This is a genomic window from Bacillus tequilensis (assembly GCF_012225885.1).
In the GTDB taxonomy this organism is placed as follows: Bacteria; Bacillota; Bacilli; order Bacillales; family Bacillaceae; genus Bacillus; species Bacillus tequilensis.
On record NZ_CP048852.1, the window covers coordinates 2,263,732 to 2,277,769 of the forward strand.

The 14,038-nt window shown below is 42.1% G+C and carries 17 protein-coding genes; 1 reads left to right on the forward strand and 16 read right to left on the reverse strand.

Annotated features, from left to right (window positions below; genetic code table 11):
• Nucleotides 1-40 precede the first annotated feature (40 nt).
• The 3 genes from G4P54_RS12010 to G4P54_RS12020 are packed head-to-tail and all read right to left on the reverse strand — an operon-like array spanning nucleotide 41 to nucleotide 1,721.
• Nucleotides 41-235, reverse strand: coding sequence for a capping complex subunit for YIEGIA (locus G4P54_RS12010; RefSeq protein WP_024715236.1), 195 nt, complete (start codon nucleotides 233-235; stop codon nucleotides 41-43).
• On the reverse strand, nucleotides 232-1,125 hold the full coding sequence (locus G4P54_RS12015) for a YIEGIA family protein (protein ID WP_024715235.1): 894 nt from the start codon (nucleotides 1,123-1,125) through the stop codon (nucleotides 232-234). The genes G4P54_RS12010 and G4P54_RS12015 overlap by 4 nt, the downstream gene beginning before the upstream one ends.
• Nucleotides 1,122-1,721: a YphA family membrane protein gene (locus G4P54_RS12020; protein WP_167872775.1), complete on the reverse strand. Its 600-nt coding sequence runs from the start codon at nucleotides 1,719-1,721 to the stop codon at nucleotides 1,122-1,124. Before G4P54_RS12020 ends, G4P54_RS12015 begins: the two co-directional genes overlap by 4 nt.
• A gap of 77 nt (nucleotides 1,722-1,798) precedes the next feature.
• Here G4P54_RS12020 and G4P54_RS12025 point away from each other — a divergent pair, with 77 nt between their 5' ends.
• Nucleotides 1,799-1,930, forward strand: a complete 132-nt coding sequence (locus tag G4P54_RS12025) for a YpzI family protein (RefSeq protein ID WP_032682112.1) — start codon at nucleotides 1,799-1,801, stop codon at nucleotides 1,928-1,930.
• A 43-nt stretch (nucleotides 1,931-1,973) separates the two neighbouring features.
• Here G4P54_RS12025 and fni read toward each other — a convergent pair whose 3' ends face one another.
• The 13 genes from fni to G4P54_RS12090 form a co-directional block, all read right to left on the reverse strand.
• Nucleotides 1,974-3,023, reverse strand: coding sequence for a type 2 isopentenyl-diphosphate Delta-isomerase (gene fni, locus G4P54_RS12030; RefSeq protein WP_167872776.1), 1,050 nt, complete (start codon nucleotides 3,021-3,023; stop codon nucleotides 1,974-1,976).
• Between the two features lie 12 nt (nucleotides 3,024-3,035).
• Nucleotides 3,036-4,184 (reverse strand): 30S ribosomal protein S1, encoded by a 1,149-nt coding sequence (gene rpsA, locus G4P54_RS12035; protein WP_024715232.1) that lies wholly within the window; start codon nucleotides 4,182-4,184, stop codon nucleotides 3,036-3,038.
• A gap of 231 nt (nucleotides 4,185-4,415) precedes the next feature.
• Nucleotides 4,416-5,090, reverse strand: a complete 675-nt coding sequence (gene cmk, locus G4P54_RS12040) for a (d)CMP kinase (protein WP_024715231.1) — start codon at nucleotides 5,088-5,090, stop codon at nucleotides 4,416-4,418.
• Nucleotides 5,091-5,168: 78 nt separating this feature from the next.
• The gene (locus tag G4P54_RS12045) at nucleotides 5,169-5,345 is read right to left on the reverse strand and encodes a YpfB family protein (protein WP_032682111.1); all 177 of its coding nucleotides are present in this window, start codon (nucleotides 5,343-5,345) and stop codon (nucleotides 5,169-5,171) included.
• Nucleotides 5,346-5,389: 44 nt separating this feature from the next.
• Nucleotides 5,390-6,046, reverse strand: a complete 657-nt coding sequence (gene dgrA, locus G4P54_RS12050) for a cyclic di-GMP receptor DgrA (RefSeq protein WP_167872777.1) — start codon at nucleotides 6,044-6,046, stop codon at nucleotides 5,390-5,392.
• 91 nt (nucleotides 6,047-6,137) lie between these two features.
• Complete coding sequence (gene ypeB, locus G4P54_RS12055) at nucleotides 6,138-7,490, reverse strand: germination protein YpeB (protein ID WP_167872778.1); 1,353 nt, start codon at nucleotides 7,488-7,490, stop codon at nucleotides 6,138-6,140.
• 37 nt (nucleotides 7,491-7,527) lie between these two features.
• Nucleotides 7,528-8,514 (reverse strand): spore cortex-lytic enzyme, encoded by a 987-nt coding sequence (sleB, locus tag G4P54_RS12060; protein WP_167872779.1) that lies wholly within the window; start codon nucleotides 8,512-8,514, stop codon nucleotides 7,528-7,530.
• Between the two features lie 152 nt (nucleotides 8,515-8,666).
• Nucleotides 8,667-9,323, reverse strand: coding sequence for a glutamic-type intramembrane protease PrsW (prsW, locus tag G4P54_RS12065; RefSeq protein ID WP_167872780.1), 657 nt, complete (start codon nucleotides 9,321-9,323; stop codon nucleotides 8,667-8,669).
• A 119-nt stretch (nucleotides 9,324-9,442) separates the two neighbouring features.
• A complete protein-coding gene (locus G4P54_RS12070; RefSeq protein WP_024715226.1) occupies nucleotides 9,443-10,417 on the reverse strand; it encodes a YpdA family putative bacillithiol disulfide reductase in 975 nt (324 codons plus the stop codon).
• Between the two features lie 109 nt (nucleotides 10,418-10,526).
• Nucleotides 10,527-11,801, reverse strand: coding sequence for an NAD-specific glutamate dehydrogenase (gudB, locus tag G4P54_RS12075; protein ID WP_024715225.1), 1,275 nt, complete (start codon nucleotides 11,799-11,801; stop codon nucleotides 10,527-10,529).
• A gap of 156 nt (nucleotides 11,802-11,957) precedes the next feature.
• On the reverse strand, nucleotides 11,958-12,542 hold the full coding sequence (locus G4P54_RS12080; RefSeq protein ID WP_024715224.1) for a genetic competence negative regulator: 585 nt from the start codon (nucleotides 12,540-12,542) through the stop codon (nucleotides 11,958-11,960).
• A gap of 158 nt (nucleotides 12,543-12,700) precedes the next feature.
• Nucleotides 12,701-13,480: a metallophosphoesterase gene (locus G4P54_RS12085; RefSeq protein ID WP_167872781.1), complete on the reverse strand. Its 780-nt coding sequence runs from the start codon at nucleotides 13,478-13,480 to the stop codon at nucleotides 12,701-12,703.
• 86 nt (nucleotides 13,481-13,566) lie between these two features.
• On the reverse strand, nucleotides 13,567-14,010 hold the full coding sequence (locus G4P54_RS12090) for a YpbF family protein (protein WP_024715222.1): 444 nt from the start codon (nucleotides 14,008-14,010) through the stop codon (nucleotides 13,567-13,569).
• Nucleotides 14,011-14,038: the final 28 nt, after the last annotated feature.

Consider the following 14,038-nt stretch of genomic DNA (forward strand, 5'->3'; position numbering starts at 1 on the left):
TCATTTATTATATCAGTTTTTACTGGGATCACAACTATTCTTAAAAATGTTTCACGATCAAATACACGTCATCTCCAATTCTATGCGCGATTCCATCAAGGATCGCTTCTAGATTTTTGGCGAAAAGCTCCATCTCCTTTTGGTCATTGCAAAAAAAGACAGGCGCTCCCCCTGCAGCCCGGTTCCTGTTCGTCGTGATCACAGACAAAATCACATTCGTGAGAGATTCACTCATCCTATCACCTTATCCTGGTCCTTGATAAATTCCGTCGGCATTCTGATTGCGTTTTCCAAGGTAGGAACATTGCTGATGATCTGAACTGCCGTGTCGGGGTGATGAATTTGCGGCAGAACAAAGACTGCCACTCTCCCATCATTTAAATCCCGTTTTGCAATCGGTGTCAAAGACGGCTCGCCTGAGTCACGATAAACCCCGAGCACATTGGAAACGTCAAATAGAATAGCTTGGCGCTGCCCTAAGTTGGCAATCGTGGCTGCTGAATTAAAATTTTTTGGCGTTAAAATAAAGCCCATGCCATACTTTAAAATCAGCTCCTGTTTCTCAGAAAGCCCGATATTCATCATATAAATATTATCAACGAACAAACCCGGACCGTCAAAGTGAGGCTGTATGTACTTGATGTCTACAATATCCTTCAATACACTGCCCGACATAAATTTCATCGCCAGCAAAAAACAAACAACAGCTGCTATGACCGCAGCCCAAATAGATAAAAACACATACGCAGAGGTTGTCAAAAGCGATGTGAAAATCACTATGTAATTTCTGCTTTCAAATGCAATGGCAATCCCCTCAATATATGTGCTTCCCCTTGAGACAAGTTCATTCGAATCCATTTGCGTCAGCGTGTTTCTCTCCATATTTCGGACATCTCTAAATTGCGTCGCTGCCAATGTTAAAAATGTGATAGCCGTAAATTCCTCTTGCAAAAGCGCCGGCATAATAATGGCCCCTAAACCAGCCGCTATCAATCCTAAAGCGACGTGAATGACTTTTCCATGAATATAGGTGGGATACTGCCGGTAATCCGTTTTCAGCATATAAAGCCTTGTCGCAACTCCGGCAATCACTCCGGCGATAATCGGATAGATGTAATCACTCATGACATTTTGGTAGCTCCTTTATTAGATCTCTTGCTTTTTTGACCGATTTGGCTTGCGAGCTGTTCGTATTTGGATATGCCGAATAACAATATCATTCCCGCGGAACACGTATTCAGCCATTGAAAACCGCCGACAGCCAAAGTCCCGGCCAACTTCTGAATCACAATTGAATACACCAGTTCGCCTTGACACATCCCTAGGACAAATAAGGCAAGCTGCTTCTCGAAATCCCTTTCCACCGAGGCGGTCAAAAGCACTAATAATATAACGGCAGCCCACTCAGGTTTTATGATGAACCAAACCGGATCATATAATGCAAACAGATAGACAAACGCATACCCGCCAACAAGCGTCAGAAAGACCATGAGATATCGAAAACGATACATCCCTAAATACCCGGCATAGACACACCCGAAGATGAAAAACATCAAAAAAGCAGCATTCAGGGAAAAATATAAAGGAATGTCATGTATGCTTAGAATGATATTAGTCAAAATAAAGACAGAGACGGCAAATCGTCTTTTCGTTTTTTCAAAAATAAAGGTTGTCAGAACCCATAGAAACCACATTGACCAATAGTAATAAAATTGTTCCATTTCGCTTCCTCCATACCCCCAGTATGGAGCCTAAGCTTATTTTTTAAACAATCCATCTCACATAAAGGAGCATGATCATGGGAAAAGACAGGCAGGAGAAAAAACTCAAAGCTTCACGCAGAGTCGAATCAGATCGCGATCAATCCATTCACTATGACGGTGCGACAAGCCTTGAACAAAACGGAAGGTTCAAAAAGCGGAAATCTTAATACACAAAAAGCCCAAAACTCATTTGGTTTTGGGCTTTTTTATTTATCGCACGCTATAGCTGGACGTAGCAATCCCTCTTTCTGTGAGCCAGTGATGGGTTTCACCTTTGATCACAAGAGGCGCCTTTTGCAAATCAGCAATCGTTCTAGCCCCCAGCACGGTCATAATCATTTTTAATTCCTCAAGGATCAGCTGAATTTCCTCAAGCAGTCCTTCCTCCCCGCTGCCAGTCAGCGCTTTTAAAAAATGTCCTGCCATTCCGGTACAGCATGCCCCAAGCGCAATTGCCTTTGCCACATCAAGAGCATCCTGCAGGCCGCCAGACGCGATCATTGCATTGCCGGGAAACACAGAGCGGATTTCCGCCAAACTCGCAGCTGTCGAAATGCCCCACGAGTTAAAAAAGCTGATGTGCCGCTGCCTTCGGAGATTTTCGATTTTCGAGAAATTTGTCCCTCCGTAACCGCCAATATCAACCGCTGCTGCACCAGCTTCATACAGCTTCCCTGCCGATTCTTTGCTCATACCAAAGCCGACTTCTTTCACAATGACTGGCACACTGACCTCGCTGCAAATCTGCTCAATGCGGTCCAGAGCGCCGCTAAAGCTTCTGTCCCCTTCAGGCATCACAATTTCCTGAATCACATTCAAGTGAATCTGCAGGGCATCTGCTTCAATCATATCAACTGCTTCCTTTGCCTGATCTGCTGTCGCCTCACTTCCAAGGTTGGCAAAAATCAGTCCAGTTGGATTTTCCTTTCGAACGATTTCATACGAAAAACGCTCTGAGGGATCTTTTAATGCTGACATTTGCGATCCGACAGCAAGAGGTATTCCGGCCTGACGAGCCGCTCGTGCAAGCGATTTATTAATTTCATATGTATGTTGTCCGCCGCCGCCAGTCATTGCATTGATAAAAATCGGCGAACTGCTTGAAAGTTCGCCGATTTTAGTGGAAATATCTACTTGTTCTAATGCAAGATCGGGCAGACTGACATGAACTAACGTAATATCATCAAGACCTGTTTCCCGTTTTTGGCCGGTTGACAGGGCATGATTAATGTGTTGTCTTTTCCGTTCTGCTCGAGTCACGTTTATCACCAATTATTTTAGTTTATTCAGCTTATCTCCGATCAGATCTCCAAGCTGGAAGCCAGTGCTAGTTTCTTCTTTCGCCTGATATTGACGGTAATCCTCCTGATCGGCTTTAGGTGCTTCTTCAAGTTCACGCATGCTTAATGAGATGCGTTCCTCATTTTCATTCACATCAAGAACCTTCACTTTTACGGTCTGCCCTTCTTCAAGGACTTCATGCGGCGTGCCGATGTGTTTATTGGAAATTTGAGAAATATGAACGAGACCTTCAACACCCGGAAGGATTTCTACAAAAGCACCGAAGCTAACGAGACGCTGCACTGTTCCTTCAAGCACATCACCCGATTTCACTTTCTCGCCGATTTGGCTCCACGGTCCAGGCAGTGTATCTTTGATCGATAAAGAGATACGTTCATTATCACGGTCAACCGATAACACTTTCACTTTTACTTCTTGTCCCTCTTCAACAACATCTGACGGCTTTTCCACATGAGAGTGGGAAAGCTGTGAAATGTGTACAAGTCCGTCGATACCGCCGATATCAACAAACGCACCAAAATCAGTCAGGCGCTGCACTTTGCCATCAAGCACACTTCCAGCTTCAAGAGACTGAAGAAGTTCTTGTTTTTTATTCGCTTGTTCACTTTCAACAACTGCACGATGTGAAAGGATTACGCGATTTTTGTCACGGTCAAGCTCTACAACGAGCAGAGACAGTGTTTTTCCTTTATAGTCAGTAAAATCTTCAACGAAATGCGCTTCGACAAGTGATGCCGGAATAAAACCGCGAACGCCGATATCAACGACAAGGCCGCCTTTCACGACATCTTTCACTTCAGCTTCAAACACTTCTTTTGTTTCAAATTTTTTCTCAAGGTCTTCCCAAGCGCGGTCTGCATCAACAGCACGTTTAGATAAAATCAAAGCATCGTCTTCCACTTTTGTTACTTTCAGGTCAAGCTCGTCGTCTACTTTTACAACATCCGATGCTTTCTCTACATGAAGACTTGATAATTCACTGATTGGAATAATGCCGGACTGTTTGACATTGATAATTTCAACATCCACATGCTTGTCTTCTACCTTTGTCACAATCCCTTTCACTACATCTCCAACCTCTGGTACTTGAACATCAATTTGATTCATTTCCTCTGTCATTTGAATAACCTCCTTGGTCCAAACCTACACAGCTTAATTAAAACGGTTTGAAAGCTGAACATTAAACTGTCCGCTTTTTAGCCGAATATGTATTAAAGAATCATCCAAAAGAGTTTTTTGAATGATCAATAAAAAGTTTTATTAGTATTAACTTCTAATAAAAGGACAGGTTTGTCAAGCAATAACATTCTTTCTTCGTTGAAAAATTCAAAAAAAGTGGCATTCGTCTAATCAGCGGGACTTTTGCTCCACTGCCTCGAGGATTTTATCAGCCACCTCTTGAATGGAAAGGGACGTCGTGTCGATTTCAAGAGCATCTTCTGCTTTACGAAGCGGTGATACTTCTCGTTCTGAATCAAGCTTGTCTCTTCTTGCAATTTCCTCGATCAATGTTTCATAGTTGACGTCGTAGCCTTTTTTGACGTTTTCTTCATAACGGCGTTTCGCTCTCTCTTCAACAGATGCCAAAAGAAAAATCTTCACTTCTGCATTCGGAAGCACGTGAGTTCCGATGTCACGCCCGTCCATGACGACACCGCCTTTTTCCCCGAGCTGCTGCTGGCGTTTCACCATTTCTTCTCTGACGCTTCTGTGCTTGGCCGCAATTGAAACTTGGTTGCTGACTTCATCTGTTCTGATCGCTTCAGTCACATCAGCACCGTTAACGAGCACTTTTTGTCCTTCTTTTGTTGTAATCAGTTCAATGTTTGTCCGCTTAAGCAGTTCAGCCAGTTTTTCTTCATTTGTCAGATCAACGGTTTCTTGTAAGGCTGCGTACGTGATTGCCCGATACATTGCTCCCGTATCAATATATATGTACGATTTTTTCTCAGCCACAATTTTAGCAACGGTGCTTTTCCCCGCAGCTGCCGGGCCGTCGATTGCAATCGATAATTTCTTTTCCATAATTCCTCTCCTTGCTCTTTTCTCCTCTATGGATTGTATCATGAACTTTATGAAAAAGGGTGAAAAATTGATGAATAATTAATGTTTGAAGGTTTCAATCCTGTTGCTCTCTTCCATTTTATCCACCCCTTCATATTGAATCACTTTTGATACATAAGGTTCAATATGCTGATAGTGAAAAAGAACCTGGACACCAAGTAAAATGATGGCCTGAATGAATAATATTTTAACAAGCAGCCGTTCAAATGTTTTCATCGGAGCACCTCCATCATAAATAGTATGGAAGTGTTTGCCGATGTTTATTCCATCCGGGCCTTTCTTCTCTTATTTAACTGGCGCCGGATGCAATATTGAAGCAAAAACTGCTGGTCACTTGCTGAGATCGCCGTATACTCTAGCGTCATTTTACGTTTTCCTGATTTGGGGTCGTCAAAGATTCGTCTGACAACCGCTTCTGTTTCTATTTCGCGTGTGCGTTCCTCTTCAGCAGAAAGATTGATGATGAGACGAAATGATTCACCGGATTGAAAAGACTGGCCTTCAGCTAAAATCACGGCGATGCCGCCTGCGCTGATATTATAGGAAAGCGTGCGAAACTCTTTTGTATTTGCCGGCTGAATAAGAACATCCAATACTGCATCAGTTCTTACATACTGGCGGCGCTGGATTCGTTTCATTTTTTCACGGGGAGGCACTTCTAGACAAATCATTTGAAGTTTGTCCTTCACTTTGCCTTTTATACGGCTTGTAAAGCGGTAAGGAACTTCGTCTTTGCCCACAAACTCCACTGTTACTTCCATATCGTTATGTAAAATCACCGTTCGTCCTGTAACAATATCGACAGGATACGCGATCAAAAGCTCATCGTTTTCGACGCTGACTGCCTTGCTCTTTGCTTTTTTCAATTCATTTTCTTCAATATATTCTAAAATTACATTTTCTCCAATTTCTATCATTGACTTCACTCTTTCGTATTCAAATACTCACTTTTTTATTAAAGCACGTAATGAAAAAAAGGAAAAGACATTTAGTCCTTTCCTCCTGTTTTTATAGGTCTTTATATACAGGTTCGGCGTTTTTTAGTTTTTCAACCTTTTCCTCCGAACCATCATTAGCATTTATATACATTCTAAATGTATCATTTTCAATTGTTCCGAGCATCTCATAGCACAGCACTTCTTGGCCAAGTTCATTTGTAATCAAAGCGAGCCTTGTTTCTCTCACTTGTACATTTTTATTTAATTTAGATTTCGCTTGCGCTTCTGTAATAGCCGGCTTAGATATATCTCTTTTTCTGTGGGATGTTAGGAAGTCTCTTGCTGAAAAGCCGACAACCTCACCGTCATCCAAGGCCACTTTCATGCGGATTGCCTCCGGGTACATCCGGATTTTGTTTTCAACAGGAACATATGAAAATACGCCGATTTTATCATATTGGGCACTTTCATCAATTTCCAAATCATCTGTTTCAAAGCCGTTTTTCTTTAAAAAGGCAAGTGCGCGGTTCGATCCGTCATTCAAACTGATTTTCTGATCTTTCACTTCTCTGTTTTGAATTAAATATACCGGATGCCCGCCCTTTTTCGTAATATCCATATAAATCGCTGCTTTATGGTCTGGGTCTTTCATGCTGATGCTGTATACGTCACGATTTGTTTTTTTTCCGCTCTTTACCACTTTAATTGAATAATTATCATCTGGGGCAAAGCGCTCAGCAATTTGTTTTGCTTCTTGTTCGGAAATTTGTTTTCCTTTCAGGTGGCTGAAGCCCTTTTCTTCTTTTTTCGTGCTGGTGAAGCTTGGGCCTAGATCAGTTCCGGTGGAGAATGCACCGACATTTTTTTCGACCGTTTTAAAGCTGTTGATAATTGTATTATCACTTTGTTTTTCGTCGGAAGCCAGCGCCATCTCTACGTCCATCCATCGAAGGTTTTTGCTCATGACAAGGTGCTGAACATGGCGCAATTCATTTTGGATATCTTCGGACTGCTGATATAGCTTATTCAGTGATGTATATTCTTTTTGATCAAGCGGCTTTTGGTCCAAGTCTCTGACAGATGTTTTATAGCTGAAATCGCCGATCTTTGATAATAGCTCTTCCGTTTTATTAAACGGCATTAATGTTAGCGGAAGCTGACTGACACTGTTATGTGCTTCAGATGTAAGCCTCCACACATCGATCAATGCAGGCGACAGTGATTTTTGGCTGTTCATTGCAAGTGTTGTTCCAATTTTGTCATGAAGCTGATCCATCTGAAAGGTAAGCTCATGAAACGCCCGCTGATAGTTATTTTCAGCATGAAGAAGAACTGCGTCTTTTTCCTGGTGTTCTTTGTATCCCCAGTAGCCTGTACCGACAATTGCAATACCAAGCACGGCGATTAAAATTCCTCTGATCATTTATCACACCTCTTTTTATGCTTTCTCATTATTTCTGCTACTCACAGAAAATGTGTTTACCAATTCTTTTAATCTGCGGGCGCCCCCAAATCCACGGACTTGTAGCCGTATCCGGGTTAAAGTAGTACAGCGCTTCCTCTGATGGATCCCAGCCATTGATCGCATCCAGCACTGCTTTTCTGGCCGTTGCATTCGGCTGCATGTAAATTTGCCCGTCTGCTACTGCTGTGAAGGCAAGCGGCTCAAAAATAACCCCCGCCACAGAATTCGGAAATAACGGGCTGTTCATTCGGTTCAAAATGACTGCTGCAATGGCGACCTGCCCTTCATACGGCTCGCCTCGCGCTTCGCCATAAACCGCTTGTGAAAGCAGCCTGATATCATTGTTGGAAAATCCGCCAGGCATGTTAGCAGCGACCGCATCCTGCTTTCTTGTTTTTGCAGGTGTATTGTTTTGCTGTTGATTGTTTTGTTTTTGATTGTTTTGTTTTTGATTGTTTTGCTGTTGATTGTTTTGCTGTTGATTGTTTTGCTGTTGATTCGCTTTAGGCTGCTGCGCTATTTTTTCCGCTGGCTGTTTCTGACGCGCTTCTGCTTGCTGCCTTGCTTTTTGTGTTGCTGCTTTTGATGGTTTCGTCTGATACTTGAGCGGAATTTTCCCGTAATGCGTGAATGTGTTTCCTTTATTGAGTTGTTCCATAACATATTCACGATAATATTTAGATTTACATATTAAGGTTTGCTTTGTTTTAGCCCCAACAAGGCCGTCGACCTCTTTTAGCCCAAATTGATCCTGAAAATTTCGAACTGCCCAGTACGTTCCCCATCCATAAACCCCGTCAATTTTTCCGTTATAATATCCATTGTATTGAAGACGCGCCTGGAGCTCGACCACATCGTCTCCCGTTGCCCCTCTTTGAATGACCTGATTCGAAAAGGCAGAGATGGTTTCAGTATTGATAAACGTCGTTATTATAAAGGAAAAAAGGATGAAACATGCCATAATCGATCCTTTGGACTTCATCTTTTCAAGCCTCCTACAGCAAATTTTTTAAGTGTAATCGTATTTTCTGTCACGAGGTTATTTTTATACACACTTTCCTTGTTATCCCTCAAAACACAAAATCACTATTGATAAAACAGCACAAAAAAAGCCGCACGGTTTCTGTGCGGCTTCTATACTTGCATCATATTGACGGAACGGGCTTTTTTCGCTTTGCGCAAACCGAACCACCACAAAAATAACATAAATGGAAACATATAATAAATCCAATTACTCAGTGCCATCAGGATAAAATCATACGATCCATGTAACAGAGACGGGACAGCTAAAGAAAGAATAAGCCACTTCACACGCGCCTTTTCAGCGGAAAAACGGGCTTTCCCAAGGTAAAATCCCATTATAACGCCTATTAAAGCATGGCATGAAACAGGCAGGAGCGCCCTGACAAACGCATGCTCCACACCGTGGCCAATTAAGTAAAGAATATTTTCGAGGGTTGCAAAACCGAGCGAAACACTTGCCCCGTATACAATCCCATCATAATGCTCATCAAAGTGGGCGTGCGGGTATACACTGACCATCAGAATAAACCATTTTAGTGATTCCTCCAAAAATCCTGAAGATAGAAAAGAAACGAAAAAGCTTCCGCCTCCCACATTCTCTTTTTCAAGCACGTATTGGATAAACATGATGGGAAATACAAGAACAGCCCCTAGAAAAAACGACCGAAGCACCATATGTACAGGTTCATTATCATACTGATCTTTTAAATAAAAGTAACTTAACAGCGCGATGCCGGGAGCAATTCCTGCAGAGATGATTGCAAACATCAGGCAACCTCTTTCCTTTATATTCCTAAGTCTATCCTACCATGTTGCTTACAATTTTACATCTGTCTGAAATAAAAAAACAAAAAGAGCATACGAATTCATCATATGCTCCCCCATCTCTACTGTTTTTCTCTTTTTGCGATTTCTGCAGCGATATGTCCCCCGTGAAATCTGCCGTTTTCAATAAATATTTCATTTGCATTGTTCCCTGCAGCAATGACCCCGGCAATAAAAATACCTTCAACGTTTGTTTCCATCGTTTCTTCATTGAAAAATGGACGTCCTGTTTCTTTATCAATTTCAACACCCATTTTTTCAAGAAATTGATGGTCGGGATGATAGCCAGTCATGGCAAATACAAAATCATTTTTAATCGTAATGAGTTCCTTCTCACCGGAGCGGAAGACAACTTCGTCTTCGGTGATTTTTTCGACACAGGCACCAAACTCCATACGGATTGTACCATTTCTGACGAGCGATTCAAATTCAGGCAAAATCCACGGCTTAATGCTTGACGAATACTCATTGCCCCTGTATAAAACTGTGACGCGCGCGCCAGATTTCACGAGTTCAAGTGCAGCGTCTACGCTTGAATTTTTCCCGCCGATGACCGCGACATCTTTATCAAAATACGGGTGGCCTTCTTTAAAATAATGAAATACTTTCGGCAAATTCTCACCGGGTACGTTCATATAGTTTGGATGATCATAGTAGCCTGTGGCAATAATGCAATAAGGCGCCGTATAAGTCCCTTTTGATGTCTCTATAACAAATGTATTGTTTTCCGTCTTTGTCACTTTTCGCACCATTTCAAACGCATTTACACGGATGTTTTTCCGTTTGACGACTTCCCGGTAATACGACAACGCCTGAATTCTGACAGGCTTTCTGTTTTCCGTAATAAATGCCACGTCTCCGATTTCAAGCTTTTCACTTGAGCTGAAAAAGGTTTGATGCGTCGGATAATTGTAAATGCTGTTAACGACATTTCCTTTTTCGATGACGAGGGCATCAATGCCAATTTGTTTTAAGTGAATGGCAGCAGATAGTCCGCAAGGCCCTCCGCCTATAATTATTGCTTTTTCTTGAATCATTTCCGTCAACTCCTGCGATTGGCATTTCAATTCATATTTTTCTATTTCCGAATAAAAAAATCTCCTATTTTATCATAGGAGATTTTTTATTTTTATGCAAATCATCAACTTATATCCAGCCTCTAAAACGCGAAGCTTCAGCCATTTTGCGAACGCCGACCATATAAGCAGCGAGTCTCATGTCAATTCTTCGGTTGTTAGCCATCTCATAAATGTTGTTAAATGATTTGACCATCATTTTTTCCAATTTTTCTTCTACTTCTTCTTCACTCCAGTAGAAGCCTTGGTTATTCTGAACCCATTCAAAATATGAAACTGTTACGCCGCCGGCACTTGCCAGAACGTCTGGAACAAGTAAAATGTCCCGATCTGAAAGAATTTTCGTTCCTTCAAGCGTTGTTGGGCCGTTTGCCGCTTCAACGACAATTTTAGCTCGTATATTATGGGCATTTTCTTCTGTAATTTGATTTTCAATCGCAGCTGGAACAAGGATATCACAATCCAGTTCCAATAGCTCTTGGTTCGTAATGGTATCGTTGAAAAGCTTTGTTACAGTACCGAAGCTGTCGCGGCGGTCAAGTAAGTAATCGATATCGAGGCCTTCCGGATCATAAAGTCCGCCATACGCATCCGAGATGCCGACAACCTTCGCTCCCGCATCATGCATAAATTTCGCCAAATAGCTTCCCGCGTTTCCAAAGCCTTGGACTACGACACGCGCACCATGAATATCGATGCCTTTTTTCTTAGCCGCTTCTTTAATACAGATAGTGACACCTTTTGCCGTCGCAGATTCTCTTCCGTGAGAACCGCCAAGCACGAGCGGTTTTCCTGTAATAAATCCAGGCGAATTAAATTCATCAATTCTTGAATACTCATCCATCATCCATGCCATGATTTGTGAGTTTGTAAATACATCCGGCGCCGGCACGTCTTTCGTCGGGCCGACAATTTGGCTGATTGCTCTGACATATCCTCTGCTCAGACGCTCCAGCTCTCTAAACGACATATCCCTTGGATCACAAACAATTCCGCCTTTACCACCGCCATATGGAAGATCAATTATGCCGCATTTTAAACTCATCCAAATTGAAAGCGCCTTCACCTCTTTTTCTGTTACGTTCGGGTGAAAACGGATCCCGCCTTTCGTCGGACCGACAGAGTCATTGTGCTGCGCACGATAACCTGTAAAAATCTTTACTGAACCGTCGTCCATACGAACAGGTATTTTTACCGTTAATAATCTCATTGGCTCCTTTAACAATTCGTACACTTCTTCTGGATATCCCAATTTTTCCAGAGCCTTATGTATCACGGTTTGGGTTGATTTTAATACATCAAGTTTGTCCTCTTCTGTATGACCGGTGTTTCGATCGGCTGCCATTTGAGTTAACCTCCTAGAATCTTCTGTTTCTCACATGCTCCCTTTCAGAGAATAGTATACACCTTCATATGATCTGTGCATAGAATAAACGTTATGTTTTTCCATGTTTTTAACGAAAAAAAACTGCTGTGAAATCAGCAGTTTTCCGTTGCATCCTTATGAAAAATGAGTCTGTATCGTCTCAACGGCATTACCGTCCATAATGAGCTTACCATACTCTTGCAAGCGATAAATCGTTAAAGTTGTCGGATTGCCGTATTCAGCCAGAACCGCCACAACCCCCTCAGCCGTATGTGACCCCAGGTCTTCAAGGCTTAAAAAGTACTGTCCGTTATAGTGGTAGACAGTTCCCCCAGTGATACCGATTCGCTGTAAGCTTTCTGAAAGCTGAATGATATCTTCAAAGGAATGGAATTGATAAATGATGTCCGCACTTTCATCAAGCTTGACTTGCATTTCGATGTAATCATCATCATACTCATCTTCTTCTGAATCGGCGTCTTGATTCTTTGTTACGATCACAACCATCCCTTGTGCTTGGAGAGAATACACTTCCACTGCAATCGGTCCATTCGCTTCAAAGCCGAGCTCTGTGTTCGCTTCATTCATCATATCTTTAAATAACTGGTGGACTTTAAAAGAGTCCTTCCAGAGGTCTTCTTTTGTCAATCCTCGGTCTGTCAAATCATCGAGGGTTAAAAAGATTTTGATCTTATTATAATTCAGACGCTCAAGCCGCATAACGTTCCCTCCTGCCTCTACTTGCACACAAATCATATAACACATTATATGAGATGATGAGTCATAGGTTCTTAATTGTTATCAGTTTACACTGACTTCACTAGTAAGACAAGCACAATGCAGTTTTTATTGCCTTATGGATTTTTGCTTTTGAAAAGTTATTCTGGCGCGCAAAGAGTCACAATATGTGTTTCCGGTTCAGCGCCTAAACGAAGAGGCACTTTTGTCGTGCCATATCCATTGCTGATGAGATACGCTGCATTTTTAACAATGCCTGTTTTCCCAAGTTCATACGGACCAATTTTCCCAAACCTGATCTGACCGCCGTGGGTATGTCCGCTGAATATCGCATCAATGCCGTCAGCTTCATCGATTTGTTCGTGAATCTCAGGGTTATGGCAAACCAGAATATTCAGCTGGCTTTTGTCGAGTTCTTTAATGGCTTCCTCATAATGATCCATCTCCATTCTGATATCATCAACCCCGGCGATTGAAACCGTATTTCCGTTGTACGAAAACGGAACTGACTCATTCCTTAAAGAGATGACGCCGTGCGCTTTAAATATGGAATAAAGCTTATGCTGCCTGACTTCATAGTCATTATTCCCCCACACAAATACAACAGGAACCCCGAAATCAGCGAGCCTTTTGATGTTTTCCTCAATTCTCGCACTGGGCACTCCGCCCTCAGCTAAATCACCGCCGATGATAACCAAATGAGGGGCTTGGCTTATCGCTTTTTCCAAAAGGTCTTGATCGATAAGACGTTTGTGAATGTCCGAAATAAAAAAAATGGTAAGAGGCGGCTTGCCCTTCATTTTTGATAGAGGAAACGTATGTGTTTTTAAATGGTTGCCTTTTGCAGTTGAATACATTTTTGCCGTCATTGCCGCTGCCGCAACAGTCAGCACACCGGCAATTTTCACTGATAGCTTCATAAAAACTCTCCATTCTTTTTTTAGAACTTATCAATAAGACGGACAATAAAAAAAGACGTTTCTATCGTTTGAGAAAACGTCCGAATTTATTTACTTTCAAAATATAAATTGATGTCATATTTGTGCTTCATCATGTGAAAAACAGACTCTCTCGCCTTCCATTTATCCGGCTGCGGCCAAAGATCAGTGCTTTTCTGAATAATTTCGCATCTCAGTTTATGGAAATCACCCTCAGCTTTTTCTTCCTTTTTCTTAAAATAATATGAAGTGCAGTATGCAAAAGCCGTTGCCATCATCCAAAATAAATAAAAGGTATGGCTCAGCATCTCTTGAAGAACGAGCCGAGGCGCCGGGCTTTTGATCATGATCATAAGACAAAATAAGCCCAGGCAAATGAGGGAAGTCCATCGCCACCTGCGGCATTGTGCCGCATAATTTTCAAATTTTTGTTTTCGTTTCACCAGCGCTTGCAGCATCTGTTTGGTCGGCGCATCTGTAAACCGATCCAGCTGATTCCATAGGGATTCCATACGCTTCACACCTTGTCCATTTCATTGC